Annotated in this window: 26 protein-coding genes; 16 read left to right on the forward strand and 10 right to left on the reverse strand. The window is 59.9% G+C overall.

What is annotated here, in order from left to right:
• Positions 1-268 precede the first annotated feature (268 nt).
• Positions 269-535, forward strand: a complete 267-nt coding sequence (locus AC3IX4_RS04460) for a hypothetical protein (protein ID WP_489259419.1) — start codon at positions 269-271, stop codon at positions 533-535.
• On the opposite strand, the gene AC3IX4_RS04465 is transcribed toward AC3IX4_RS04460, so the two are convergent.
• The 3 genes from AC3IX4_RS04465 to norR form a co-directional block, all read right to left on the reverse strand.
• Positions 522-842, reverse strand: a complete 321-nt coding sequence (locus AC3IX4_RS04465; protein ID WP_489259420.1) for a hypothetical protein — start codon at positions 840-842, stop codon at positions 522-524. The two genes, AC3IX4_RS04460 and AC3IX4_RS04465, sit on opposite strands and share 14 nt — an antisense overlap.
• Positions 843-919: 77 nt before the next feature.
• Positions 920-1,858 carry a chemotaxis protein CheV gene (locus AC3IX4_RS04470; RefSeq protein ID WP_489259421.1) on the reverse strand — a complete coding sequence of 313 codons (939 nt, stop codon included), beginning with the start codon at positions 1,856-1,858 and terminating at the stop codon, positions 920-922.
• A gap of 73 nt (positions 1,859-1,931) precedes the next feature.
• The gene (gene norR / locus AC3IX4_RS04475; protein ID WP_489259422.1) at positions 1,932-3,491 is read right to left on the reverse strand and encodes a nitric oxide reductase transcriptional regulator NorR; all 1,560 of its coding nucleotides are present in this window, start codon (positions 3,489-3,491) and stop codon (positions 1,932-1,934) included.
• A gap of 153 nt (positions 3,492-3,644) precedes the next feature.
• Between norR and hmpA the strand changes: the two genes are divergently transcribed.
• From hmpA to alaC, 8 genes are all read left to right on the forward strand, one after another.
• Positions 3,645-4,823 carry an NO-inducible flavohemoprotein gene (gene hmpA / locus AC3IX4_RS04480; protein WP_489259423.1) on the forward strand — a complete coding sequence of 393 codons (1,179 nt, stop codon included), beginning with the start codon at positions 3,645-3,647 and terminating at the stop codon, positions 4,821-4,823.
• 587 nt (positions 4,824-5,410) lie between these two features.
• On the forward strand, positions 5,411-5,926 hold the full coding sequence (locus tag AC3IX4_RS04485) for a disulfide bond formation protein B (protein ID WP_489259424.1): 516 nt from the start codon (positions 5,411-5,413) through the stop codon (positions 5,924-5,926).
• A 556-nt stretch (positions 5,927-6,482) separates the two neighbouring features.
• Positions 6,483-7,421, forward strand: a complete 939-nt coding sequence (gene cyoA / locus AC3IX4_RS04490) for a ubiquinol oxidase subunit II (protein WP_489259425.1) — start codon at positions 6,483-6,485, stop codon at positions 7,419-7,421.
• Positions 7,422-7,424: 3 nt separating this feature from the next.
• Positions 7,425-9,443 (forward strand): cytochrome o ubiquinol oxidase subunit I, encoded by a 2,019-nt coding sequence (gene cyoB, locus AC3IX4_RS04495; RefSeq protein ID WP_489259426.1) that lies wholly within the window; start codon positions 7,425-7,427, stop codon positions 9,441-9,443.
• Positions 9,444-9,446: 3 nt separating this feature from the next.
• Complete coding sequence (gene cyoC / locus AC3IX4_RS04500; protein ID WP_489259427.1) at positions 9,447-10,070, forward strand: cytochrome o ubiquinol oxidase subunit III; 624 nt, start codon at positions 9,447-9,449, stop codon at positions 10,068-10,070.
• The gene (gene cyoD, locus AC3IX4_RS04505) at positions 10,070-10,402 is read left to right on the forward strand and encodes a cytochrome o ubiquinol oxidase subunit IV (RefSeq protein WP_489259428.1); all 333 of its coding nucleotides are present in this window, start codon (positions 10,070-10,072) and stop codon (positions 10,400-10,402) included. The genes cyoC and cyoD overlap by 1 nt, the downstream gene beginning before the upstream one ends.
• Positions 10,403-10,412: 10 nt before the next feature.
• On the forward strand, positions 10,413-11,300 hold the full coding sequence (gene cyoE / locus AC3IX4_RS04510) for a heme o synthase (protein ID WP_489259429.1): 888 nt from the start codon (positions 10,413-10,415) through the stop codon (positions 11,298-11,300).
• 155 nt (positions 11,301-11,455) lie between these two features.
• Positions 11,456-12,664 (forward strand): alanine transaminase, encoded by a 1,209-nt coding sequence (gene alaC, locus AC3IX4_RS04515; RefSeq protein ID WP_489259430.1) that lies wholly within the window; start codon positions 11,456-11,458, stop codon positions 12,662-12,664.
• A 104-nt stretch (positions 12,665-12,768) separates the two neighbouring features.
• On the opposite strand, the gene AC3IX4_RS04520 is transcribed toward alaC, so the two are convergent.
• Genes AC3IX4_RS04520 through AC3IX4_RS04530 form a run of 3 tightly spaced genes read right to left on the reverse strand, consistent with a single transcriptional unit; the run spans position 12,769 to position 15,318 of the window.
• Complete coding sequence (locus AC3IX4_RS04520; protein WP_489259431.1) at positions 12,769-13,818, reverse strand: alkene reductase; 1,050 nt, start codon at positions 13,816-13,818, stop codon at positions 12,769-12,771.
• 19 nt (positions 13,819-13,837) lie between these two features.
• Entirely contained in the window at positions 13,838-15,004 is a 1,167-nt protein-coding gene (locus tag AC3IX4_RS04525; RefSeq protein WP_489259432.1) for an MFS transporter, read from the reverse strand.
• An 11-nt stretch (positions 15,005-15,015) separates the two neighbouring features.
• Positions 15,016-15,318, reverse strand: coding sequence for an ArsR/SmtB family transcription factor (locus tag AC3IX4_RS04530; protein ID WP_489259433.1), 303 nt, complete (start codon positions 15,316-15,318; stop codon positions 15,016-15,018).
• 155 nt (positions 15,319-15,473) lie between these two features.
• On the opposite strand from AC3IX4_RS04530, the gene AC3IX4_RS04535 reads away from it, so the two are divergent.
• A complete protein-coding gene (locus AC3IX4_RS04535) occupies positions 15,474-16,043 on the forward strand; it encodes an acyl carrier protein phosphodiesterase (protein ID WP_489259434.1) in 570 nt (189 codons plus the stop codon).
• A 138-nt stretch (positions 16,044-16,181) separates the two neighbouring features.
• Here the strand turns inward: AC3IX4_RS04535 and AC3IX4_RS04540 are convergent, their stop codons facing one another.
• Complete coding sequence (locus tag AC3IX4_RS04540; protein ID WP_489259435.1) at positions 16,182-16,964, reverse strand: lysophospholipid acyltransferase family protein; 783 nt, start codon at positions 16,962-16,964, stop codon at positions 16,182-16,184.
• Positions 16,964-17,719, reverse strand: coding sequence for an L-ornithine N(alpha)-acyltransferase (gene olsB / locus AC3IX4_RS04545; protein WP_489259436.1), 756 nt, complete (start codon positions 17,717-17,719; stop codon positions 16,964-16,966). The genes AC3IX4_RS04540 and olsB overlap by 1 nt, the downstream gene beginning before the upstream one ends.
• 133 nt (positions 17,720-17,852) lie before the next feature.
• On the opposite strand from olsB, the gene AC3IX4_RS04550 reads away from it, so the two are divergent.
• The 5 genes from AC3IX4_RS04550 (at position 17,853) to AC3IX4_RS04570 (ending at position 21,989) form a co-directional block, all read left to right on the forward strand.
• Positions 17,853-18,746 (forward strand): acyl-CoA dehydrogenase middle domain-containing protein, encoded by an 894-nt coding sequence (locus tag AC3IX4_RS04550; RefSeq protein WP_489259437.1) that lies wholly within the window; start codon positions 17,853-17,855, stop codon positions 18,744-18,746.
• A 36-nt stretch (positions 18,747-18,782) separates the two neighbouring features.
• The gene (locus AC3IX4_RS04555; protein ID WP_489259438.1) at positions 18,783-19,877 is read left to right on the forward strand and encodes a serine hydrolase domain-containing protein; all 1,095 of its coding nucleotides are present in this window, start codon (positions 18,783-18,785) and stop codon (positions 19,875-19,877) included.
• The gene (locus AC3IX4_RS04560; protein WP_489259439.1) at positions 19,874-20,179 is read left to right on the forward strand and encodes an amidase; all 306 of its coding nucleotides are present in this window, start codon (positions 19,874-19,876) and stop codon (positions 20,177-20,179) included. The genes AC3IX4_RS04555 and AC3IX4_RS04560 overlap by 4 nt, the downstream gene beginning before the upstream one ends.
• Before the next feature lie 69 nt (positions 20,180-20,248).
• A complete protein-coding gene (locus AC3IX4_RS04565; protein ID WP_489259440.1) occupies positions 20,249-20,830 on the forward strand; it encodes a YceI family protein in 582 nt (193 codons plus the stop codon).
• A 1-nt stretch (position 20,831) separates the two neighbouring features.
• On the forward strand, positions 20,832-21,989 hold the full coding sequence (locus tag AC3IX4_RS04570) for a phospholipase D-like domain-containing protein (RefSeq protein ID WP_489259441.1): 1,158 nt from the start codon (positions 20,832-20,834) through the stop codon (positions 21,987-21,989).
• Positions 21,990-22,314: 325 nt separating this feature from the next.
• Here the strand turns inward: AC3IX4_RS04570 and AC3IX4_RS04575 are convergent, their stop codons facing one another.
• Positions 22,315-23,619 (reverse strand): IS4 family transposase, encoded by a 1,305-nt coding sequence (locus tag AC3IX4_RS04575; RefSeq protein ID WP_489261189.1) that lies wholly within the window; start codon positions 23,617-23,619, stop codon positions 22,315-22,317.
• Positions 23,620-24,231: 612 nt separating this feature from the next.
• Positions 24,232-25,755, reverse strand: a complete 1,524-nt coding sequence (locus AC3IX4_RS04580) for a fumarate hydratase (RefSeq protein WP_489259442.1) — start codon at positions 25,753-25,755, stop codon at positions 24,232-24,234.
• A 271-nt stretch (positions 25,756-26,026) separates the two neighbouring features.
• Here AC3IX4_RS04580 and AC3IX4_RS04585 point away from each other — a divergent pair, with 271 nt between their 5' ends.
• The gene (locus AC3IX4_RS04585; RefSeq protein WP_489261205.1) at positions 26,027-26,941 is read left to right on the forward strand and encodes an iron-sulfur-binding ferredoxin reductase; all 915 of its coding nucleotides are present in this window, start codon (positions 26,027-26,029) and stop codon (positions 26,939-26,941) included.
• The last annotated feature ends 4 nt before the right edge of the window (positions 26,942-26,945 follow it).

The following is a 26,945-nucleotide window of genomic DNA, read 5'->3' on the forward strand; positions in this document are numbered from 1 at the left end:
CGCCGAATAATGGGCTGACGATATTCACTTATAAACCTGAGTGCCGGTCACCAGTGTGACGGCTAACTGACAGCGCTGTCAGTTAGCTTCTGGCAGCCACCCATGGCGGTCAAGCCGAAACCTGTCAGTGAAGTCGTCATTACGGTTAATTCTTTCAGCTAATTCCTACTCATCCGCCGGAAATGCCCCGTAGAGCCAGGTGCAGCGACTGGAGAGACTTGCTGTCTTCTCTATCAGCCCAAAACAAGGCGGCCTTTTGACTAGCCTGATGCACAAGAAATTGCTGACAGTGTCGTTGGTACTGATTCCGATATTGCTACTGTCGACTTCACCCTGGCTCAATGGCATCCAGGGCAGCCTGGCACTGCTGCCCTGGATGCTTCTTACCCTACTGGCGGTGGGCAGGAATGATCCGCTGATTCGATGGGCGCTGTCCGCGAGTGTGGCAATCAGCCTGGTGCTGGTTGCCAGCCTTTATGACTCGCCGTTGCTGAGTGTATTGATCCGAGGCTTGAGCTTTTTTATCTGCCTTTAAGGACGGGTGCTGGGTTCCATTCGGTCACGAAGGCGGCCTTGCGCTTTTTGTCGAACAGGCAAAGCTCGGTGCCTTTCTGGTTTTTCATGTGCGCTTGAGGGTAACGCCCCTCCAGCAGCAGCGCGACATAGCCAACCCGGTCGTCGAACTGCGCGGTCTTGCCAACGGCCTTGGCCTCTTTCAATTCACTGACAGATAAACAGGCACGTGTGACCTGCTTGTCGAGGGCGGCCCAGGCTTGTGGGCTGGAGGCTGCGGCGTGGCCTGCAAAGGCGAGGGCCAGAAACGCTGGGATGAAAGCTTTCATGAAAACGTCCGGTGGGCACGGTGGGCTGATTATGCCGTAGCCTTTAGGATGCGCAAATCGTTTGCGCGGCCGTGTGGTTACAGTGTGTATCCTGGTGCTGGCTTAGTACTGGCAGCGTCTCCCGTCTGAAGTGTCACGGTGCGCGCTGCCCTGATCAGGCATTCGGTCAGCTCCGGCGAGGAAAACTTGGTCAACACGGCGTCGGCACCTGCGGCCCGGGCTTTTTCACTGTTCATGGCGCTGTTCAGTGAGGTGTGCAGCAACACGTAGAGGTGTTTGAAATCCGGTGTTTCGCGCAAGGTGCGGGTAAAGGCATACCCATCCATTTCCGACATTTCGATATCAGACACCACCACATTGATCTCTGCCTGGGTGCCCTGCAATTCAAGCAGCGTGGCAATGGCGTCCTTGGCGCTGCGGGCGGTGTGGCAGTCGATCCCCAGTGAGCGCAGGGCAAGCACCGATTGCTGCAAGGCCACCTGGCTGTCGTCCACGATCAGAATGTTGGCATGCCCCAACAATTCAGCCTCTTCCATCGTCAACTCCCCCAGCATGTCCTCATCGGGATTGGGCGCGATGCCATGGATGACCTTTTCGATATCCAGTATTTGTACCAGCACGCCATCGACCTGAGTCACCCCGGTGATAAACGAGCGAGCGCCGGCGCCGTAGGGCGGTGGGCGGATGTCGGCGCTCTGGCAGTGGATGATCTTGCTCACCGCCTGTACATGCAGCCCCTGTTTGGAGCGGCTGATATCGGTGACGATCAGGCAGCCGCCGTCAGGGTCGAGCAGCGGCAATTGGCCAATCGCCCGGCTCAAGTCAATGACCGACAGCGCCGCGCCACGCAGGGTCGCTATGCCTTTAACGTGCGGGTGTGATTCGGGCAAGCGCGTCAGGGTAGGGCAGGGGATGATCTCACTGACTTTCAGCAGGTTGATTGCCATGAGCTTGCCAGTGCGCAAGGTAAACAGCAGGAGTGACAGCGAGTCTGCGCGAGCATTGTTGGAAGCCATGGAAACCTTCTGGGTCAGAGCATAAAAAGAGGCATTGCCGGGTTATCGACCTGAAGAGGCTGGCCTTTAGCCTTTACTTAAGGCCCAGTCGCCGTGCCAGTCGACTCAGGTTGGCGCGATCCAGTCCCAACTCTCTGGCCGCACTGGCCCAGTTGTGTTCATGGCGGATCAAACAGGCTTCGATCAGTTGACGCTGGTAGTGGTCTAGCGCTTGGCGCAGATCGCCGCTGGGCAGTGCAGCGGCAGCCATGTCTGCGCCAGCGGTAGCAGGTTGTGTGGGGCCGATTCCGAACACGGGCAACTCCAGATCGGCGGCGCTCAGGCTCAGAATGCGGGGGCGATCGTGATGACGGCCCAGTGCCTTGAGCGCGGATCGCCCGATCAGATGTTCCAGTTCACGGACATTGCCCGGCCAGTCGTAGGCCAGCAGTGCGGCCTGGGCATCGGACGTCAGCCGCAGGCTGCCCAGGCCCATGCGCGATCGATTCTGCTCCAGCATGTAACCCGCGAGCAGCAGGACATCACGGCCGCGTTCACGCAAGGGGGGGATCTGTAGGGGATAGACGCTCAGGCGGTGATAAAAGTCGGCGCGATAGCGTCCGCTGCGCACTTCTTCTGCCAGGTCGCGGTTGGTGGCGGCGATCAAGCGCACATCGACACGATGCTCCTGGTCCGAACCCAGGCGTTGCAGTTGCCCGCTTTGCAGCACACGCAACAGTTTGGCCTGAACCTGCAAAGACAACTCGCCCACTTCATCCAGAAACAAGGTGCCGCCATTGGCCAGTTCGAACTTGCCGCGCCGATCGCTCGTGGCGCCGGTGAAGGCGCCGCGCACATGGCCGAACAATTCACTTTCGACCAGCGTATCGGGCAGCGCCGCACAGTTAAGACTGATCATGGGTTTGTTGGCGCGCGTGGAGGCCGCGTGCAGCGCCTGGGCAACCAATTCCTTGCCAACGCCTGTCTCGCCGGTGACCAGCACTGTCAGATCGCTTGCGCCGACCAGCCCGACTTCTTCGAGCAATTGCTTGTGCGGCTTGCTCTGGCCGATCAGCTCATGGGGTTGCTGGCCGCTGGCCTGGCGATAGACCTCCGCGCGCTGGTGTTCATCCTCTACTTTGAGGGCCAGACGCTCTATTCGAGCGGCCACCGTGACGGTGGCCGCTGCGAGGCTTGCGAAGGCTTGCAGCGCATCCAACTCGATGGTTTCGAAGCGTTCCGGGGCCAAGGCGTCCAGGGTGAGCAAGCCCCAGGGGCGTTCATCGACAAACAGGGGGCAACCCAGGCAGTCGTGCACCTCCAGCTGCTGGTGCAAGCCTTCGATCAGGCCGTCGTAAGGGTCGGGTAGCTCGCTGTCACTGGCAAAACGTGTGGGCTTGTGGCTCGCCAGGATGATTTTGAAGCGTGGATGATCGCTGACCTTGAATCGTCGGCCGAGGGTGTCGTCACTGAGGCCATCGACTGCCAGGGGCACCAACCATTCGCCGTCCAGGCGCAGCAAGGCCGTGGCATCGCACGGTAGCAACGAGCGCATGGCTTCGAGCAGGCGTCGATAGCGCTCACCTTCAGGCAGGTCGCGAGAAAGATCGCTGACCAGTGGCAGTAACGATGTCAGTAGGGATTTTGCGGTCATAATGACTCCATGAAGTCTTATAGACTCTAACTCCTTCTGAGTCAAAATGACCACAAATAATTTAAGTTATTGATTTTATTAGTTTTTATTGTTGGCACGAATACTGTTACCCCTAGGCATCTTTTAATAAGCCTAGCGGCTGAGGAGTCACCCATGCTGAGTGCCCAGGATCGTGCCATCATCAAAGCCACCGTGCCCCTGCTGGAAAGCGGTGGTGAGGCGCTGACCACTCACTTCTATCAATTGATGCTGCACGAATACCCACAGGTGCGACCGCTGTTCAACCAGACTCACCAGGCCAGCGGTGATCAGCCCCGTGCCTTGGCCAACGGCATACTGATGTACGCGCGTCATATCGACCAGTTGGACCAACTGGGCGGCCTGCTGGCCCGAATCGTCAATAAGCATGTGGCCTTGCAGATCTTGCCGGAGCATTATCCGATCGTTGGCAGCTGCCTGCTGCGCGCCATTGAAGAAGTACTGGGCAGCGAGATCGCGACACCTGAGGTGATTAGCGCCTGGGGAGCGGCATATCAACAGCTGGCCGATATCCTGATCGAGGCTGAAGGCGGCGTTTATGAACAGAAGGAACAGGCCGAGGGTGGATGGCGGGGCGCCCGTCGCTTCCGAGTCTCTAAAAGAGTGGAGGAAAGCCCGGAGATCGTTTCCTTTTATTTCACGCCGGTGGACGGCGGCGACATTCTGAAGTTTCAGCCAGGCCAGTACATCGGACTGAAGCTGATCATCGAGGGAGAAGAGCACCGCCGCAATTATTCGCTCTCCGCCCTGGCCGATTCCGGCTTGTACCGCATTAGCGTCAAGCGCGAGCCCAACGGCAAGGTGTCCAATTATCTCCACGATCATCTGCAGGTCGCTGACACCTTGGACCTGTTCCCGCCGTCGGGTGATTTCACCCTCGACGACAGCGACAAGCCTCTGGTGCTGATCAGTGGCGGCGTTGGCATCACGCCCACCCTGGCGATGTTGCAGGCGGCCTTGGGTAGCGGTCGTGTGATTCATTTTATTCACTGCGCGCGCAACGGTGCGGTGCATGCGTTCCGTGACTGGGTCGACGACCTGGCTGCGCGTCACCCTCAGCTCAAGCGCTTCTATTGCTATGCCGAAGACGATGGCGTCAGCCCGCCAGCCGACGCACTGGGGCTGTTGAGCCAGGAGCAATTGGGGGAATGGCTACCAGCGCGGGATGTGGATGCCTACTTCCTGGGGCCGAAACCGTTCATGGCAGCAGTCAAACGCCATCTCAACAGCCTGGGTGTGCCGGAGCAACAGAGCCGCTACGAGTTCTTCGGCCCGGCCTCGGCGCTGGAGTGATCCTGCACCTGTAGGAGCCGGCTTTAGCCGCGATGAACGCACCGCGGTTTGCCTGATGCACCGGGGCGCGTTCATCGCAGCCAAGGCTGGCTCCTACCCGGTTAGGCCCGGCCTCGGCGCTGGAGTGATTCTGCACCTGTAGGAGCCGGCTTTAGCCGCGATGAACGCACCGCGGTTTGCCTGATGCACCGGGGCGCGTTCATCGCAGCCAAGGCTGGCTCCTACCCGGTTAGGCCCGGCCTCGGCGCTGGAGTGATTCTGCACCTGTAGCCGGCTTTAGCCGCGATGAACGCACCGCGGTTTGCCTGATGCACCGCGGCGCGTTCATCGCAGCCAAGGCTGTCTCCTACCCGGTTAGGCCCGGCCTCGGCGCTGGAGTGATTCTGCACGGGTGCCGGAACGGGCAGGCGCTCGCCTGTAGGAGCAAGGCTTGCCTGCGATGAAGACACCGCGGTTGTTCAGCAGTGCGCGTCATCGTTTTTTTCGCGGGCAAGCCTCGCTCCTACATGTTTTGTTCAGCAAACCCGTATATAGGCTGGTGTAGACTTGCTCGCTGTCGAGCCAACACCTCTATTTAAGGAAAGCGAATGACTGAACAATTGCTGCGGCTGAATCGCGAGAGGCGGTTTCTCGTTCTGCTCGGGGTGATTTGCCTCGCCTTGATCGGTGGCGCCTTGTACATGCAGGTGGTGCTGGGCGAGGCGCCGTGCCCGCTGTGCATCCTGCAGCGCTATGCGTTGCTGCTGATTGCGTTGTTCGCCTTCATCGGCGCCGCCATGCGGGGGCCACGCGCCATGACCGTCTGCGAAGGGCTGGTGGTGCTCAGCTCCATCGGCGGCATCATTGCGGCCGCACGACACGTGTACATCCTGGCGAATCCGGCCGTCAGCTGCGGTATCGATACGCTGCAGCCGATTGTCGATGGCTTGCCGCTGGCGTCGATTCTGCCATTGGTGTTCCGGGTCGATGGCTTCTGTTCCACGCCTTACCCTCCCGTGATGGGGTTATCGCTGGCGCAATGGGCGTTGGTGGCGTTCGTGCTGACGACAATTCTGGTGCCGCTGGGGATCTATCGTAACCGTCGTGGTGCTCGACCTTTGTAGGGGTGCAAAACATAAACCAGTGGGTGCGCGGAACTTTTTAAAAGCGCGCCGCACTGGGCGCTTGCGATGAGATAAAACCCCTCTAATACGGGCTTTTAAGGCGAGATTGGCGGGTGCGACAATGTGTCGCGAAGCTGCCCGGAAAGGGTTGATTGTTACACATTTGGTAAAGAACTGTTGCTAAATTAGTCATAGTCAAGGGTAGGCGAGCTCACTACAATCGCCCCCAATTTCCGTTCGGCACCGCTTGCGAGTCGCAGAATCGAGTGAGCTTCAACGCTCTCTTCTGGCTGACTCGGATAAGCATCGCCTGCGGCGATGCTGGGCTGACACCCTCCAATGATATCCACACCAAATGGATTTGGTCTGAATACAGGGCACCTAGCCTAAAGAAGTCAGAATAATTAACACCGCACTACACAGGCCTTGCCGCGCAGCCGCAGCTGATTTCTGGGCATGCCCGTACTCAATTCCGATAAATGCTAACGCTTGGCAGGAAGAAGTGTTGGCGATCAAAACACAATTGCATTGAAGCAGCCGCTTTAGAGGTCCTGAGATGAGTAAAAAGCGTTACCCCAGACTGTTTGGCATTTTGCCCTTTTTAGGCATGCTTTTTCTCAGCGGGTGTGAATACACGCTGCTGGACCCAAAAGGGCAGGTCGGCATTGAGCAAAAAAACCTTATCCTGATCGCTACCGGCCTGATGCTGCTGGTGGTGATTCCCGTCATTTTCATGACCATCGCTTTTGCCTGGAAATATCGCGCTTCCAACAAGCAAGCGACCTACACGCCTGACTGGTCGCACTCGACCAAGATCGAAGTGGCTATTTGGACCATTCCCGTCCTGATCATTATCGCCCTGGGCTACTTCACCTATGTCTCCACCCATGAGCTGGACCCGTACCGTCCGCTGGAGTCCGACGTCAAGCCTGTGACCATCGAAGTGGTCGCGATGGACTGGAAGTGGCTGTTCATCTATCCGGAACAAGGCATCGCCACGGTCAACAAGATCGTCTTCCCTGCCAACACGCCGATCAACTTCAAAGTCACTTCCGACTCGGTGATGAACTCGTTCTTCATCCCGGGCCTGGGCGGCCAGATCTACGCGATGGCGGGCATGACCACCAAGCTGCACTTGATCGCCAACCAGAACGCCGAGTTTGACGGGATCTCCGCCAACTACAGCGGCGCCGGCTTCACCGGTATGAAATTCAAAGCGACCTCCACCTCTCAGGAAGATTTCGACGCCTGGGTCAGTGAAGTCAAAAAGGCACCTAAACAGCTTGAGAAAGCTGAATACGAAGCCTTGCTCAAACCAAGCGAAAACAACCCGGTTGAGCTTTACGGCAACGTGCCGGCTGACCTGTTCCAGACCATCGTCGACAAGTACGAAGGTATGAACCGTGGTAAGCCGCACAAAAAAGCCGAGGCCGAAGTCAAAGAAGTCGCCGGGCTGGACACGAGTATGCATTCAGCTGCTGGGGCAGAGGAGTAAGAGATGTTCGGTAAATTAAGTCTGGACGCGATACCGCACGATCCGATAGTCATGGTGACACTCGCCATGATCGCGCTCGGCGGGATCGCGTTGGTTGGTGCTATCACCTATTACCGCAAGTGGACCTACTTGTGGACCGAGTGGTTGACTTCGGTCGACCACAAGAAAATCGGCGTGATGTACATCATCGTCGCGATGATCATGCTGCTGCGCGGTTTTGCCGACGCCATCATGATGCGTTCGCAACTGGCCATGGCCACCGGCGGTGGCGAAGGCTACCTGCCACCCGAACACTATGACCAGATCTTCACCGCTCACGGTGTGATCATGATCATCTTCATGGCGATGCCATTCTTCACCGGCCTGATGAACCTTGCAGTGCCGCTGCAGATCGGTGCCCGTGACGTTGCCTACCCGTTCCTGAACTCCCTGAGCTTCTGGCTGCTGGTGTCGGGCGTCGTGCTGGTCAACCTGTCCCTGGGTGTGGGTGAGTTCGCCAAGACCGGCTGGGTTGCGTACCCGCCGCTTTCGGGCATTCAATACAGTCCTGGCGTGGGTGTGGACTACTACATCTGGGCGCTACAGATATCGGGACTGGGGACGACGCTAACGGGCGTCAACTTCCTGGCCACCGTTCTGAAAATGCGCGCGCCTGGCATGAAACTGATGGACATGCCGATCTTTACCTGGACCTGCACCTGGGCAAACGTCCTGATCGTGGCTTCGTTCCCGATCCTGACCGCTACCCTGGCAATGCTGACGCTTGACCGTTACATGGATTTCCACATTTTCACCAATGAACTTGGTGGCAATCCGATGATGTACGTCAACCTGTTCTGGGCGTGGGGCCACCCTGAGGTTTACATCCTGATCCTGCCGGCATTCGGCGTGTTCTCGGAAGTGATCTCGACCTTCACCGGCAAGCGCCTGTTCGGTCACAAGTCCATGATCTACGCCAGCGGCGCGATCAGTGTCCTGGGCTTCGTGGTCTGGCTGCACCACTTCTTCACCATGGGTTCGGGTGCCAGCGTCAACGCCTTCTTCGGGTTGGCAACGATGCTGATTTCCATCCCGACGGGTGTGAAGCTATTCAACTGGCTATTCACCATTTACCAGGGTCGTCTGCGCTTCACCGCGCCAGTACTCTGGACCCTGGGCTTCATGATCACCTTCTCCATCGGTGGCATGACCGGCGTACTGCTGGCCGTACCGGGTGCTGACTTCGTGCTGCACAACAGCCTGTTCGTGATCGCGCACTTCCATAACGTGATCATCGGTGGTGCTGTATTCGGCTACATCGCAGGTTTTGCGTTCTGGTTCCCTAAAGCGTTCGGTTTCACCCTGAACGAGAAGTGGGGCAAGGCAGCGTTCTGGTTCTGGATCTCCGGTTTCTACGTGGCCTTCATGCCGCTGTACGCACTGGGCTTCATGGGCATGACGCGTCGTCTGAACAACTCCGATAACCCACTGTGGGAACCCTACCTGTACGTCGCCTTCGCCGGTGCCGTGCTGATCCTGTTCGGTATCGCCTGCCAGCTGATCCAGATCTTCGTCAGTATCCGTGATCGCAAGCAGAACATGGACGTGACCGGTGACCCGTGGAACGCCCATACCCTGGAATGGTCGACTTCGTCGCCACCTCCGTTCTACAACTTCGCTCACCTGCCAGTTGATGCGGGTCTGGACGCCTTCACCGAAGCCAAGCGCAACGGTACCGCGTACAAGGTCCCAGGCAAGTACACCGCGATCCACATGCCTAACAACACCAACACCGGTGTTTATATGGGTGCGCTGATCACTGTGTTCGGTTTTGCCATGATCTGGCACATCTGGTGGCTGGCCGCTGTTGGCCTGCTGGGCACCATCGCAGTCTTCGTTGCTCACGCTGCGCGTGACGACCAGGGCTACTACGTGCCGGCCGAAGAAGTTGCACGCATTGAAGGCGAGCGCCTGAAGTCCATGGGCCTGGCGACCGGTGTACCGGCGCATGCCGCACCTGTGAAATCGTTGGAACGGGTTTAAACAATGTCCAGTCATGTAATGAATGCTGATGCTGCTCATGGTCACGACCATGGGCACGACGAACACCACGACACCGGCGGGATGACCGTATTCGGTTTCTGGATCTACCTGATGACCGACTGCATCTTGTTTGCGTCGATCTTCGCGGCCTACGGCGTGCTGTCCAACAGCTTCGCCGGTGGCCCATCGGGTCATGACATCTTCGAACTGAACTACGTTCTGGGCGAAACCGCACTGCTGTTGCTGTCGAGTATCACCTTCGGCTTCGCCATGCTGAATGCCTACAAGGGCAAGAAGGGCGGCGTGCTGGCTTGGCTGTCCGTGACCTTCCTGCTGGGCCTGGGCTTCATCGGGATGGAAATCAACGAGTTCCACCTGCTGATCTCCGAGGGCTACGGCCCTCAGCGTAGCGGCTTCCTGTCGGCGTTCTTCACGCTGGTCGGCACCCACGGTCTGCACGTGACCAGCGGTCTGATCTGGATGGGCGTGATGATGTACCAGATCCAGAAGAAGGGCCTGACCGCCACCAACATGACGCGCATGAGCTGCCTGAGCCTGTTCTGGCACTTCCTGGACGTTGTCTGGATCTGCGTATTCACCGTTGTTTACCTGCTGGGGGTTATGTAATGGCTAACGCACATAGCAGCCACGATTCGGGCAGTCACGGTAGCGTGAAGTCCTACATGATCGGCTTTGTACTGTCGATCATCCTGACCGCGATTCCGTTCGGCCTGGTGATGTACCCATCGCTGTCCAAGGAATTGACCCTGTTCATCGTCGTTGCTTTCGCGGTGATTCAGGTCCTGGTCCACCTGGTGTATTTCCTGCACCTGGACCGCTCTGCTGCACAACGCCAGAATGTCTGGGTATTCGCCTTTACCGTGATGGTCATTGCGTTCCTGGTCGTCTTGTCGCTGTGGATCATGTTCAGCATCCATCACAACATGATGGCGCACTGAGGAACACTGCATGTCCCTTAAGCACTTTATCCAAATCACCAAACCGGGGATCATTTTCGGTAACGTGCTTTCGGTGGCAGGTGGTTTCTTCCTGGCCTCGCAAGGGCATGTGGATTTCGCCCTGTTCCTGGCTGCGGTGATTGGCACTTCGTTGGTGGTGGCGTCCGGTTGCGTGTTCAACAACTGCATCGACCGTGACATCGACCTGAAGATGGAGCGCACCAAGAACCGCGTCATGGTCCAGGGTGGCATGTCCATGAAGGTAGCCTTGGCCTACGCGACCCTCCTGGGGGTTGCAGGCCTGGGGCTGCTGTACCAGCAGGCCAATGCGCTGGCAGCCCTGTTCGGGCTGATCGGCTTCGTCATCTACGTGGGTTTCTACAGCCTGTATCTGAAGCGTAAGTCGGTGCACGGCACCCTGGTTGGCAGCCTGTCCGGTGCCATGCCTCCGGTGATCGGCTATTGCGCCGTGAGCAACAGCTTCGACCTGGCTGCCTTGACCCTGCTGGTGATGTTCAGCCTCTGGCAGATGCCGCATTCCTATGCCATCGCGATCTTCCGCTTCAACGACTACCTCGCAGCGAGCATTCCGGTCCTGCCGGTCAAGCGCGGTATCGTGGTTGCCAAGAAGCACATCCTGATCTACATCCTGGCATTCCTGCTGGCGACCTTGATGCTCACGATCGGCGGTTACGCTGGCATGAGCTACCTGGCTGTCGCAGCCGCCATGGGCGTGTACTGGTTGTACATGGCTTGGACCGGCTACAAGGCTGTGGATGACCGGGTCTGGGCGCGCAAGCTGTTCGTGTTCTCGATCTTCACCATCACTGCCCTGAGCGTGATGATGTCGCTGGACACCAAGGTCCCGACCGAGCTGCTGCTGACCTACGCACATTGATCCTGATGCGCTAAAAAAGAACGCCCCGCGCCGCAAGGCCTGGGGCGTTTTTTTGCTGGACAACCTCGCACGCCAACGTCTATCTTCGCCCCACGGTCACCGCAGTGGCCGGCGTCGCTCGGACGGTTCCGGGCGCTTACGTTTGCGAGAACACCATGGCTGAACAAGGTTCGCCGCGCCGCTTTGCGCGCATCGATCGACTGCCCCCTTACGTTTTCAACATCACTGCCGAACTCAAGATGGCGGCTCGTCGTCGTGGCGAAGACATCATCGACCTGAGCATGGGCAACCCTGACGGCGCCACCCCGCCGCATATCGTTGAAAAGCTCGTGCAGGTCGCCCAGCGCGACGACACCCACGGTTACTCCACCTCTCGCGGTATCCCGCGCCTGCGCCGCGCCATTTCGCGCTGGTACAAAGAGCGCTATGAGGTGGACATCGACCCGGAAGACGAAGCCATCGTCACCATCGGCTCCAAGGAAGGCCTCGCGCACTTGATGCTCGGCACCCTGGACCACGGCGATACCGTGCTGGTGCCCAACCCCAGCTACCCGATTCACATCTACGGCGCAGTGATCGCCGGCGCCCAGGTGCGTTCGGTGCCACTGGTACCGGGTGTGGATTTCTTCAATGAGCTGGAACGGGCGATTCGCGAATCGATCCCTAAGCCTAAGATGATGATCCTGGGCTTTCCGTCCAATCCGACCGCCCAGTGCGTGGAGTTGGACTTCTTCGAGCGCGTGGTGGCCCTGGCCAAGCAATACGACGTGCTAGTGGTACACGACCTGGCTTACGCCGACATCGTCTATGACGGCTGGAAGGCGCCTTCGATCATGCAGGTACCGGGCGCCAAGGACATTGCGGTGGAGTTCTTCACGCTGTCCAAGAGCTACAACATGGCAGGCTGGCGGATTGGTTTCATGGTCGGCAACCCTGAGCTGGTGAGCGCCCTGGCGCGGATCAAGAGCTACCACGACTACGGTACTTTCACGCCCCTGCAGGTGGCGGCGATTGCTGCGCTGGAAGGCGACCAGCAATGCGTGCTCGACATCGCCGAGCAATATCGCCAGCGCCGTAATGTGCTGGTCAAAGGGCTGCATGAGATTGGCTGGATGGTGGAAAACCCCAAGGCCTCGATGTACGTCTGGGCGAAAATTCCTGAGCAGTACGCCCATCTGGGGTCACTGGAATTTGCCAAGAAGTTGCTGTCTGAAGCCAAGGTCTGCGTGTCGCCGGGGATTGGCTTTGGCGACTATGGCGACGACCATGTGCGCTTTGCCCTGATAGAAAACCAGGACCGGATTCGCCAGGCATTGCGCGGCATTCGGCAGATGTTCCGGGCCGATGGCGTGAAGCCTGCCTGAAACACCGCGGTGTTTTCATCGCCGGCAAGCCGTGCTCCTACCCGGTATGTGTACGCCACCCGCTGTAGGAGCACGGCTTGCCGGCGATGAACGCGCCGCCGTAATTACAGGCGTGGATAGTCGATATAGCCGACCGGCCCTTTACCGTAGAAGGTTTGAGGGTTCGCCTCATTCAACTCGGCACCGGCCTGCAACCGCGCTGGCAAATCCGGGTTGGCAATGAACGGTACGCCGAATGCCACAGCGTCCGCCTTGCCACTGGCTAGCGCTGCGTTGGCGCTGTCCCTGGTGAAGCGCTCATTGACGATGTAAGGGCCACCAAAGGCTTCCTTGATCAACGGCCCAATGCTGTCGTCGGCCTCTTGCTCGCGCGAGCAGATGAAGGCAACGCCACGCTTACCCAGCTCGCGAGCGACATAGGTGAAGGTCTCGGCACGGTGATCGTCGCCCATGTCGTGGAGGTCGGCGCGGGGAGACAGGTGCATGCCCACACGATTGGCGCCCCAGACATCAATGACAGCATCCGTCACTTCCAGCAGCAGGCGCGCACGGTTTTCCAGCGAGCCGCCGTAGGCGTCGGTGCGCTGGTTGGTGCTGCTCTGCAGGAACTGATCGAGCAGGTAGCCGTTGGCACCGTGGATTTCCACGCCATCAAAACCGGCCGCCTTGGCGTTCTCCGCACCAGTGCGGTAGGCCTCGACGATGTCGGCGATCTCAGCGGTTTCCAATGCGCGAGGGGTGATGAATTCACTGAGTGGGCGAACCAGGCTAACGTGGCCCTTGGGCTGGATAGCGCTCGGTGCGACCGGTGCTTCACCGTTCAGGTAGCTGGGGTGGGAGATACGCCCCACGTGCCACAGCTGCAGGAAGATTCGCCCACCGGCTGCATGGATAGCCTTGGTAACGTTTGTCCAACCGCGGACCTGGTCGTTGGACCAGATGCCGGGGGTGTCGGGGTAACCGACGCCCATTGGAGAGACGGAAGTGGCTTCGCTGAGAATCAGCCCCGCACTGGCGCGTTGCACATAATACTCAGCCATCAGGGCATTGGGGACTCGGCCTTCATCGGCACGGCAGCGGGTCAGCGGTGCCATGATGATGCGGTTAGGCAGTTCGAGGTCGCCGAGTGTAATCGGATCGAAAATCGTCTTCATGGATAGAGCCTCGTCAGTATCAGTTGGCAGTGGCCAGTTCGGCGTCGGCGCCGCGCTGGTTCAAGGTAATCAGGGTTACGATCAGGGCCAGCACCGCCAGTACGGCGGCTGCCAGCGGCACGCGGGTCAGGCCCAGGCCTTGAGCGATGACAGTGCCGCCCACCCAGGCGCCCAAGGCATTGCCCAGGTTGAAGGCGCCGATGTTGAGGGTCGACACCAGGTTCGGTGCGGCACTGCCGAAGGCCACGACGTTCACTTGCAAGGCCGGGACGGCGGCAAAGGCGGCGGTGGCCCAGAGGAACAGGGTGATTTCGGTCGGGATCAGCGCCACGCTGGTCCAGCTCAAGACGGTGGAGATCACCGCCATGGAGGCAAACACGCCCAGCAGCGTGGCGCCCAGGCGCCGGTCAGCCAGCTTGCCGCCGAGGATATTGCCCAGGGTCAGGCCCAGGCCGATCAGCAGCAGGGTCCAGGTGATACCCCGCGGCGAGACGCCGGTGACTTCGCCCAACAGCGGTGCGATGTAGGTGAACAGGGCAAACATCGAGGCGGAAAACAGCACCGTCATGCTCAGCGACAACCAGATACCCGCACCCTTGAGTGCAGCCAGCTCAGCGCGCATGTCGACCTTGGCTTCTTCGCGTTGCAGCGGCAAGAAGCGGATCAGGCCGATCAGCGCAACCACACCGATCACCGTGACCGCCCAGAAAGTCGAGCGCCATCCCGCGTATTGGCCCAATGCCGTGCCTAATGGCACGCCGAGCACGTTGGCCAGGGTCAGGCCGGTAAACATCAGGGCTACCGCCGAAGCACGGCGATTGGCCGGTACCAGGCCTGCGGCCACCACCGAACCGATACCGAAGAAGGCGCCATGGCAGAGGGCGGTGACCACGCGGGCAAACATCAGTACGTTGTAATCGCTGGCTACAGCGCAAAGCAGATTGCCGACGATAAAGATGCCCATCAACGCCACCAGCGCGGCCTTGCGCGGTAGCCTGGCGGTGGCCAGCGCCATGAATGGCGCGCCGATGGCCACGCCCAGGGCGTAGCCGGTGACCAGCCAGCCGGCGCCGGGAATCGACACACCCAAGTCCAGCGCTACATCGGGCAACAGACCCATGATGACGAACTCGGTGGTGCCGATGGCAAAGGCGCTCAACGCCAGGATAAGGAGCGGGAGGGGCATGCTGTGTCCTATCAGAGCTCTTGGCTCATTTGCTTGAGGAAGGCCTGGATGGTTTCCTCGTTGCGTTTAAAAAAATGCCACTGCCCGACCTTCTGGCTGGTGATGAGGCCTGCGCGTTGCAGGGTCGCCAAGTGGGCTGAAACGGTCGATTGCGACAGGCCGCAGCGTTGGTCGATCTGCCCGGCACAGACACCGTGCTCGGTGGTGTGGTACTGGTCGGGGAACTGCACGGCAGGGTCTTTCAACCAGTTGAGGATTTCTCGTCGGACCGGATGGGCCAGGGCTTTTATTATTTCGTCGAGATCAAGAGGCATGGCAGGGCTCGGTGATGGCTATAACGCTGTATCGCGATGGGGCGAAATGTATATCGATATTTCGCGATACACAAATATGATCTAGGACTAGCAGCCGTCAAATTCGATATATCGAGTTATAACGATATAGGCAGGTGGATGCTAAGCTGCGCTGCATGAACTATCTCGCGCATCTGCACCTCGGCGGTCAGGCCCCCCAGCAATTGCTGGGCAGCCTCTATGGCGATTTCGTCAAAGGCCGTATCGAGGGCCAATTCCCGGAGCCGCTGGCGGCGGCCATTCAACTGCATCGACGCATTGATGCGTTCACCGACAGCCACCCATTGGTGCTGACGGCATTGGGTCGATTTCCCAAGGCGCGCCGGCGCTATGCCGGGATTATTCTCGATGTGTTTTTTGACCATTGCCTGGCAGCGAACTGGCAGGACTATGCCGAGCAGCCGCTGGAACAGTTCACCGCCCACGTGTACCGGGTGCTGGCGGCCGAGCCTGCGCTACCGGGCCGTCTGGCGCGCATTGCACCGTACATGATGGCCGATGACTGGTTGGGGTCCTATCGGCAATTCGACGTGCTGGAGCAGGTGTTCAACGGCATTGCCCGGCGCTTGTCGCGACCGGAAGGGATGGCTGGAGCGATGGAGGAGCTGGAGCCGCTATACGATCCACTGATGGAGGATTTTCGGCTTTTCTACCCGCTGCTTCAGCAGTTTGCGAAACCCCTGTAGGAGCCAGCCTTGGCTGCGATGAACGCACCGCGGTTTGCCTGATGCGCCGCGGTGTGGCCATCGCAGCCAAGGCTGGCTCCTACATTAGAGGCTTTGTAGGAGCGGGCCGGAGTGCCGCGAATGATATCCCCGCCGATCTCAAGCAGCCTTGGCTCTGCGTATTTGAACCGGCTCACTTTCACCAAACAATGCCACCTGCACGGCCTGCTGCGCTTGATAGGCCAGCACTGCACGCTCTAACCCAACGCTCTGGATCGGCTCAAGCAGTTGAATCTCGACCTCTCCCGGATCATTGGCGAACAGCCGCATCAGGTGCGAGAGCAGGTCGTCATCGCCGATAAACGGCGCAATCGGGCAAGCCGCCCCCTGACGCAAGTAACGCAAGGCCACCGGTTGCAGCGGTACGCCCGCATCGATGGCGCTGGCCAGCAGGCGCCCGTGGAAGGTCCGAAGGCTGCGTCCGTCGGTGGTGGTGCCTTCGGGGAAGATCAGCAGTGAATGCTGTTTGTGCAAATGCCCGGTGATTTGCCGGCGCAACAGCTGGCTGTCACCCGCGCCTCGGCGAATAAACAGCGTCCCGGCCTTTTGCGCGAGCCAACCGGCAATCGGCCAGGTGCGCACTTCAGCCTTGGACAGGAACGACAGCGGCGCCAGCATGCCCAACAAGGGGATGTCGGTCCATGACACATGGTTGCTGACCCACAGCACCGGCTGGTTCGGCAAGGTCCCTATGACTCGGACCTTGAAGGGCAGGGCGCGGCTCAGGCGGGTCATGAAGAACCGTGACCAGCGCTGGCGCCGATCCATGGCATTGTGAACCCCCAGGCGCTCATACAGACTGAAGATTGCCGCCATGCCCATTCCCAGCATGACCACCAGCAACACCCGGATTACGCGCCCATACACGCGTAGGCGCTTCATCAGGCGGCTGCCTTGAAGTGACGGGCGTAGCGGGGGCACAGCTCATCCCGCTTGAGCAGGATAAACACGTCGGCGACCTGGAAGTCTTCATCCCAGCACGGCTCGCCGCATACTTTCGCACCCAGGCGCATATAGGCCTTGAGCAGCGGCGGCATCTCGGCGATTACATCACCTGGGACTTCCAGCGGCGGCAGGGGTTTTTTCGGCTCTGCGCGCAGGTGGTCGGTGCACAGGTAACGTTCGCGCAGGCGTTGCATAATGGCTTGGGCCTGCACGCCGCCGTCCTGCATCGGAATGCTGGCACAGCCCATCAGATAACTGTAATGGCCCTGGTTCAGCACTTCGGCAAGTTCCGCCCAGAGCACGGCGATCGTGCCGCCATTGCGGTAGGCTGGGTCGACGCAGGTGCGGCCGATTTCCAGGATCGGGCCCTGCAAGTGGCCAAGGCCGTGCAGGCTGAATTCTTCTTCGCTGTAGAAGCGCCCCAGGTCATGGGCGGCCTGATGGTCGAGCAAGCGGGTGGTGGCGACCAGACGACCGGTAGTGAGGTCACGCACACCGATATGGCTGCAGTGCACGTCATAGTCGTCCATGTCCAGGCCCAGTTCGGCACCGTTGAGGCGGGCGTTGAATTCACCGCTGAACACGTTGAAACGCAAGGTTTGGGCTTCGCGCAGGGCGGCAGGGCCCACCAGGCGTTCGGCTTGTAGACGGCGTTCAGTGCTGTTGTCGCCAGAGCGTGCGATTCGAGTCATTGCGAGTCTCCATAAGCCAGCCATGGGTTGCGGCCGGTCGACTTTGTTGTGCAATCTCAGCCTATGTAGCCCCGGTGTCATCGACATGAAGTTTCGGTGATGCTTGTATGACAGCCCCCCAAGGAGTGTTTCGATGTCCTGGCTTGATCGACTCAATGTGCGTGAACGCCTGCCGGTCTGTGCAGCGCTGGGCGACACCTATGCCGCGCTGTTGCAACAACTGGGCACGGTCACCCCCTTTGAACTGGCCGTGCTCGGCGGTCGAGCGGTATCCACCCCAGGCCTTGCATTTCTGGTGGGCTACCAGGCCGCGCTGCGCGTGCTATGGCCCAGTGCCCCGGCAAGCCTGGGTGCGCTGTGCGCCACCGAGCAACGCAGCGTGCGCCCGGTGGATATGCGCACGCGCCTGAATGATTTACGCCTGACCGGGCGCAAGGACTTCGTCACCGCCGGCAATGCCGCCGAATGGTTGCTGGTGGCGGCTCGTAGCGAGCCCGAGCAGGCGCCCGTGCAATTGAGCCTGGCGGTGGTCTATGTGGGGGAGCCAGGCGTTCGCCTGGAAACCTTGCCGGTGTTGCCATTGATGCCCGACATCGGCCATGCCCGCGTGCACCTGGACAACGCCTTGTGCGAGCGTCTGGCCGGCGATGGCTGGGATGACTATGTGAAGCCGTTTCGCTCGCTCGAGGATTTATATGTGCTCGCGGCGATGTCGGCCTGGTTGTACGGCGTCGGCCAGGAATGTGGTTGGCCTCAAGGCCTGCTACTGCGTCTGGTTGCAGTACTGGGGGGCTGCGCCGAAGCCAGTCGCCAGCACGTTGATCAGCCGGCCAGCCATCTATTGCTCGGTGGCTTGTTTGAACAGTTTGCCTTGCTCAAGCAACCGTTGAACGACGTCTTTACCGCAGGGCCGGAGTATTGGGCGCAGCTGTGGCAGCGCGATCAGGACGTGCTGGAAATGGCTGCCGCGGCGCGTGCCAAGCGGCTGGAGAAAGCCTGGCACAGCGTTGTCACAAGCCGTTGCTAAACTGGCGGGACGGAACTGTTGTTTCAGGTCGCTTCGATGTTCAATGCAACGCTGATGTCCCTTTTTCTACTGATGTGGGCCGCTCTCGCGCAGGGGCAGACCTGGCCTGGTGAGGACTGGCAGGCTCAGCTATCCCCCCCAGGCCCGGCCCTTCAGGCATTGGAGGACTATACCTTTGCGCAGCGAGACGATGAGACCCGCCAGGGCGTGCGCACCGACGCTTTGTTGGTGATTCGAGACGGCATCCTGGTCTATGAACGCTATGCGCCACCGACCTCACAAGCCACCGCTCACCTGACTTGGTCGATCAGCAAAAGTATTCTGGCGACTGTCCTGGGCGTTGCCTACGGCCAGGGACGATTCCAGATGCAGGACCCCGTGGCCCGTTACTTTCCCCCCTTTGCCGCACACCCGGCCGTCCATATGGAAGACCTGCTGCATTGGGCCAGTGGGCTGAACTGGCAAGAGGACTACGAATTCGCGCCACTGAAGTCCTCGGTGGTGGCCATGCTCTACACCCGCGGGCGTGCCGACATGGCGGGTTTTACCGCTGGGCACAAGGCGTTCGCCCAACCGGGCCAGGCCTATCGTTACTCCAGTGGCGATAGCACGGTGTTGGCCGCGGCCTTGCAGCAAATCGTAGGCGTCCAGGCTTATCCCGACTACCCATGGCAGGCTTTATTCGAACCCCTTGGCATTCGCGGTGCCGTCTGGGAAACCGATGCCAGTGGTGTCTATGTGGGTTCGTCCTATGTCTACATGACCGCTCGCGACCTGGCCCGGATCGGCCTGCTGATGCTGCGTGAAGGGCGCTGGCAAGATCGCCAGTTAGTGCCGGCCGAGTGGGTGGCGTTCAACCGCACGCCCTTTGCCATGGCACACACCGTGCCCGGTGAAGCGACACCGGGCGGGCATTGGTGGCTCAACACGCCCATCGGCGATTCGCCGAGGCCGTGGCCACAGGCGCCAGCGGATACCTTTGCGGCGCTTGGCCACTGGGGGCAGGCGTTATACATCGTGCCCAGTGAAAAACTGGTGATTGTGCGATATGGCGATGATCGCGATGGCCAGTACAGTCATGACGAACTGCTGCATCGGGTGTTGGCCGCTTTTGCCGGAGCCACGCCATGATCCGCCGCGTGCTCTGGGTGCTGTTACTCATCTTGATCGCCTGGGGCTGGCACGAGCGTGTGGCCTTGCAAGCCTTTCCCGGAATACTCAGCGCCTATTCAGCCAAGGAATATTGTTCGTGTCGTTATGTCATGCAACTGCCTGCCGACTACTGCACAGGTTATGTGAAGCAGTGGTTGCCCTTGAGCGAGCTGATTGATGACGCAGCGCTGCGCCGGGTAACGGCGTCGGGATTGGGGCGAAGCAACAGTGCCATCTGGGTTGGAGAGAGGCGAGGTTGTCGCCTGCTGCCCATCCCTTGAGCACGGGGAAGTTTGCCAGTCACGGGGTAGCCGGTTAAGGTTGACGGCAAATGTGTTTCTGGAACGTTCATGCGCCGCTCGATGCGACTTTTATTGCCCCTGCTCGGGGCCTTGGCACTGCCTGCACAGGCCAACTGGTATCTGGATAACGAGTCGTCACGGCTGTCATTCGTCACCACCAAAAATGTCGAGATTGCAGAGGTCCAGCGGTTTCTGGTCCTGCATGGCAAGGTCGACGCCAAGGGGGTGGCTGAGCTTCAGATTGAAATGGACTCGATCAACAGCGGTATCCCATTGCGTGATGAGCGCATGCGCAACGCGTTGTTCGAGGTCCAGGCGTTCCCCGATGCGCGGGTACAGGCGCAGATTGACCTGCAACCGATCAACGATCTGGCACCCGGTGCGCAGTTGGAATTGCGCTTGCCGCTGAAAGTGTCCCTGCACGGCAAGTCTCAAAGCTATAGCGCTGAACTGTTGGCCACGCGCCTGGATGATCGACGCTTTCAAGTCGTGACGCTGGAGCCTCTGGTTCTACGCGCCGAAGACTTCGACCTGGCGCCCGGTGTAGCCGCCTTGCGCAAAGTGGCGGGGCTCAAGTCCATCAGCCTTGCCGTGCCGGTCGGTGCGGTGCTGATTTTTACGGCGCGCTGACGTGGCCGGGCCGATCTTTCCGTGGCGCAGTGGCAATCAATTCGAACTGTTGATCGACGGCCCCCAATTCTTCCCGCGCATGCTCACGGCCATTGTTCGCGCCGAGTATCAGGTGGACCTGGAGTTGTATCTGGTCGAGGCCGGGGCCTGCGCCGAGGCCATGGTCCAGGCACTGGTGCAAGCGGCTGAGCGTGGTGTGCAGGTGCGCTGTCTGTTCGATGACTATGGGGCAATGGCCTTCACCCTGAGCTTGCGCCAGCGCCTGATCGACGCCGGGGTGGAGTTGCGCTGGTATAACCGTATTCGCTGGCGACGTGGCTTGCGCAATCTCTATCGTGACCATCGCAAACTCCTGCTGGTCGATCAGCAGTGGGCGGTGGTGGGTGGCACGGGGGTGACCGATGAGTTCTGGCGACCCGGCGAAGACGTCAGTGAGTGGCATGAGGCGATGGTCGCCATGGAGGGGCCATTAGTGGCCGACTGGCAGATGCTGTTCGACCGTCAGTGGCGTGCCAACGAGCGTCGTACTGCCTGGCGACCCCCCACGCATTTTGGCTTGCCGCGCCTGCCGCGTATCCCCATGACCGGCGCTGGCCTTGGCCGTGTTGCTTATGCCGACGCCCGTCAGCATCGAGATATCCTGCAATCACTGGTGCGTGCACTGAACAGCGGCCAGCAACGGATCTGGCTGGCCACCCCCTATTTTCTACCCACCTGGAAAGTGCGTCGTTCCCTGCGTCGCGCGGCTGGGCGGGGCGTTGATGTGCGGCTGCTGCTGACCGGCCCGCGCACCGATCACCCCTCGGTGCGCTACGCGGGCCATCGTTACTACCCCAGGCTGTTGCGTGCGGGGGTACGGATCTTTGAATACCAGCCGTGTTTCTCTCACCTGAAGATGGTCCTGATCGATGATTGGGTCAGCGTTGGCTCGTGCAATTTCGACCATTGGAACCTGCGTTTCAATCTGGAAGCCAATGTCGAGGCCATCGACCCACCGTTGACGCTGGCGGTGGCCGAGAGCTTTGAGCGTGACTTTGCCCGCAGCCTGCAGATCGATTTGGAGTTGTGGCAGTTAAGACCGTTCTGGCGTCGAGTGCAGCAACGGCTTTGGGGTTGGCTGGACCGGGTGGTGGTCAACCTGTTCAAGTCGCGCAATTGACCCAGCTTAGTTTGAAGGCATCGTTGGCTTTTGATTTTTCATGCCGGTGATTTAGCTCGTGCTTTTGGCTTTTGATCTTCAGACACAGATAGTCCAGACACCGCGGATGTCCCTTCAGGAGGCCGAGTGGAGCGCCTGCGTAGTGGGGTAAGGGCCATGGATGGCCCGCAAGCGCCGATGGGCCATGGACGGCCCGTCGGCGCGGCCCCACGGAGCAGGTGCGGAAGGAGGGAACCCGGAGCGAAGCGCAGGGCCGTATGCGGGGACCAGGCGTTTTGGTTACTTTTTCGCCAAAAAAAGTGACCCGCTGTAAGAGCCAGCCCTTTCAAGGTCTTTCATCTTTTTTGGCCTTGAGCACCCGGTCCGTCGATACATGAGCACGCGCAGCTTTGCCCTCGAGCCATTCCTTGGGTTTATCTACTTTGGGGCCGCGTTTGCTTTTAGCGACCTGTCGGGGCTGGATATTCCTGGCCAGCGCCAACAGACGCTCCGCCAGAGTTTCTGAGGTCGTTTGGAGTGATAGGTAATCCGAGGGCAACGCGATCTGCATCCCCTCATAACTGCTGCGCACCTGCACCGCCAGGTGGAAGATCGAAGCTTCCCAGCCCTCGGGCTGCGTCTGGCGATGGGCCTGTTCAACACTGCGCTTAAGGACCGACAAAACGTTGTAGGCCAAGATCGCCGAGGCAAAACCGAGCAAGGCCGCTCGGGGGTTGCCCAGGCTTGCGATTTCACTGTCCAGCACCGATTCCAGGCGTTGGAACATCCCTTCGATACTCCAGCGACGACGGTACAAATCAGCGATCTGCTGAGCACTGATGCTGTCGGGCAAATTGCTCCAGAATAAGAGCGTGGAGTCACCCGACTCAGTGGGCGTTCGCAAGCTCAGTTCAATTCGCCGCCAGCAGCGTCCGCCTTTCAATTCGATGGTTTGTTCACGCACCGTTCCAGCCTCGACAGACACGGGTTCTTGCCAGTCGTTTTCCTGGATCAGGCGTGGATGGTGACTCTGCTGACGAATAATGAACGAGGCGCCCGACTCCTCGCAGGCTTCCATGACGGGGAGCGTGCAATAGAGCCGATCGGCCATCCACAGCTGTCCCGCCCTCGCACTCGCCAGCAACGGCAGTACGCTGACGCGTTCACTGGCGTAGGCATCTTCGCAGGGCTGAAGGTCAACGACCTGATCCAGGTCGGGGTCATAGACCACGACCGAAAAACCAGGCCGCGCGGCGCCTCGTTCACGCCGCAAAGCCCCCAGACGTTTTTCGGTAGAAGGCAGGTGGTTGCCGTCGACGATACGCAGTTGCCAGCCGGGCAAAATGGCTGAACAGCCCAACGCTTCTATGGTCGGGGTCAACCGCTCTGCGCTGCCGGTGACCAGGGCCCGCAGCAACGCGGGTTCTGTGCGGCTGACCTTGTCATAGAGCGCTGCCAAGGTAACCGGAAGGTCCTCCATCTGACGTGCAGCGGCATGCAGTGAAGGTCGTAAACCCAATGAAACAAGGGACATCAGCTCAACGATGGTCGAAAACAAAAGCTCACGCGGGTACTGGCGTTGGCGATGGTTTTCGAACACCTGATCGACCCACTCGGCCGGGATGGCCTGCTCCAACGCCAACTTGGCCATGACGCTGGCCGGTGCTTTTTTTTCAAACCGCGCTAAGACTTCTTCCCACATCGTTTCGTCATCCTGGACCGTAGATGGGAGAGAGTTTAAACGAAGACCTTGAAAGGGCTGGCTGTAAGAGCGGAACAGTGAGTCCGCGTCTATGAATTGTCTGGATATGCTCGCTATCAGTTGAACCAAAGCCAAGGTTCTTGAATCGAGTGCTTATCCGTTTGAGAGGGTGACGCTTAGTCACCTTTCCGCCTTTACGGCGTCCTACTTTTGTTGGGGCAAAAGTAGGCAAAACCCCTGGTCCCCGCATCCGGCCCTACGCTTCGCTCCGGGTTCCCTCCCTCCGCACCTGCTCCGTGGGGCCGCGCCGACGGGCCGTCCCTGGCCCATCGGCGCTTGCGGGCCATCCATGGCCCTTACCCCACTACGCAGGCGCTCCACTCGGCCTCCTGAAGGGACATCCGCGGTGTCTGGGCTTTCTGTGTTTGAAGATCAAGATCAAGATCAAGATCAAGATCAAGATCAAGATCAAGATCAAGTGCTGGAGCTGGGCTCCAGAAAAAACAAACCCCCGCTAATAAGCAGGGGTTTGTTTTTTCTGGTGAAGGTCGCTTTTTGCGCTTACTTCACTTCCACCGCCAGGCTTTCGGCGATCTTCTTTTGCCAGATCGCAGGGCCTGTGATGTGAACCGACTCACCTTTGCTGTCAACAGCGACGGTGACTGGCATGTCTTTGACTTCGAACTCGTAGATCGCTTCCATGCCCAGTTCGGCAAAGGCTACAACCTGCGATTTCTTGATCGCCTGGGCCACCAGGTAGGCAGCGCCGCCCACGGCCATCAGGTACACCGCCTTGTAGTCCTTGATCGCCTCGATAGCGGTCGGGCCGCGCTCGGACTTGCCGATCATACCCAACAGGCCGGTTTGATCGAGGATCTGGCGAGTGAACTTGTCCATCCGCGTGGCGGTGGTCGGGCCGGCAGGGCCAACCACTTCTTCGCGTACCGGATCAACCGGGCCGACGTAGTAGATAAAGCGACCCTTCAGGTCGACCGGCAGGGTTTCGCCCCTGTTCAACATCTCGACCATGCGCTTGTGCGCAGCGTCGCGGCCAGTGAGCATCTTGCCGTTGAGCAGGACGGTCTCGCCGGGCTGCCAGGTTTGCACTTCTTCTGGCGTCAGGGTGTCGAGATTGACACGGCGAGCCGACGGGCCCGCTTCCCAGACGATTTCCGGGTAGGCGTCCAGGTCCGGCGCTTCCAACTCTGCAGGGCCCGAACCGTCGAGCACGAAGTGAGCGTGACGGGTGGCGGCGCAGTTGGGGATCATGCACACCGGCAACGAGGCGGCGTGGGTCGGGTAGTCCATGATCTTGACGTCAAGCACGGTGGTCAGGCCGCCCAGGCCCTGGGCACCGATGCCCAGCTGGTTGACCTTCTCGAACAGCTCCAGGCGGATCTCTTCGATACGGTTCTGTGGGCCACGAGCCTTCAGTTCGTGAATGTCGATGGACTCCATCAACACTTCCTTGGCCATGACGGCGGCTTTCTCGGCGGTGCCGCCGATGCCAATACCCAGCATGCCCGGTGGGCACCAGCCAGAACCCATGGTCGGAACGGTCTTGAGCACCCAGTCAACGATCGAGTCGGACGGGTTGAGCATGGCCATTTTCGACTTGTTCTCGGAACCGCCGCCCTTGGCCGCCACGTCCACTTCCACGGTGTTACCCGGAACGATGGAATAGTGGATGACTGCCGGGGTGTTGTCCTTGGTGTTTTTACGTGCGCCAGCCGGGTCGGCCAGGATGGAGGCACGCAGGACGTTTTCTGGCAGGTTGTAGGCGCGACGCACGCCTTCGTTGATCATGTCGTCCAGGCTCATGGTCGCGCCATCCCAGCGCACGTCCATGCCCACGCGGACAAACACGGTCACGATACCGGTGTCCTGGCAGATCGGGCGGTGGCCAGTGGCGCACATGCGCGAGTTGATCAGGATCTGGGCGATGGAATCGCGTGCAGCGGCCGATTCTTCACGCAGATAGGCCTCGTGCATGGCCTGGATGAAGTCAACGGGGTGGTAGTAGGAAATGAACTGCAGGGCGTCGGCAACGCTCTGAATCAGGTCGTCTTGCTTGATCACGGTCATGCGGCGCGCTCCTCTTAAAGACGGGAACATTCAATAAGGTATTCCAACAAGGTCGAGCCGACTCGTCGAAAAAACTTTTCAGGCGCGCCGACGGGTGACATCGACGCAAAAAAGGCGCGGCAGTATACCCTGCCTGAAGCCTGGGCACACGCGCCGGTGGACAGACGAAGGTCGAGTTCCTTCTATCCGCAGCGTCGACGAATGGCGACGGCCCAGTTGGCCGGGCTGTACAATCGCCCCAATTTCATGGAAAGCCCGGGAGGGCGACGTGATGCCTGAGCTGGCGGTGGGCGCTAGGCGCTGGACGGTAGAACCTGGCAGCAACCTGCTCGATGCCCTGAATACGGCAGGCTTTGCCGTGCCTTACAGTTGCCGGGCGGGCAGCTGTCACGCTTGCTTGGTGCGTTGCGTGCAAGGCGAGCCACTGGATATCAATCCAACGGCCCTCGATGCGCTAAAGCGCGAGCAAGGCTGGCGACTGGCGTGTCAGTGCCGGGTTGAAAATGACCTGAGTGTGGCGGTGTTCGATCCGGCCAGCGACGGTATACCGGCACAGGTCGTGGGCTGTGATTGGTTGCAAGGCGATGTTTTGCATCTGCGCCTGGCGCCGCAGCGGCCATTGCGTTATCAGGCAGGTCAGCATCTGGTGCTGTGGGCGGGTGCCGTGGCACGCCCCTATTCGCTGGCCAGCCTGCCTCAGGAAGACCCCTGGCTGGCCTTTCATATCGACTGCCGCTACCCCGGCGCCTTCAGCGATGCTGCGAGAGCATTGCGCCCGGGCGATCAGGTGCAGTTGGGTGAGTTGCGCGGTGGTGCATTGCATTACGACCCCGACTGGCAGGCGCGACCGCTCTGGCTGTTGGCCGCGGGCACGGGGTTGGCGCCCTTGTGGGGGGTGTTGCGCGAAGCCTTGCGCCAGGAGCATCAGGGGCCGATTCGGCTGGTGCATACCGGGGTGCAGTACTGGCAAGAGCCCTTGCAAGAGATGGCGCGACGTTTTCCGCAATTGCAGGTGGAAGGGTTTGAAGCGGGGGAGGTGCCGTCGATGCGGTTGCAGTCTCGGCAGACGGTGGCGTTGCTATGCGGGTCGCCCGCTAGCGTCGAGCTGTTTTCCCGGCAGTTGTACCTGGCGGGATTGCCCCGGAACCAGATGCTGGCGGATGTGTTTGTGGGGCGTGGGGTTTAGGCGT

The sequence above is a fragment of the Pseudomonas sp. KH_021 genome, from assembly GCF_057838865.1.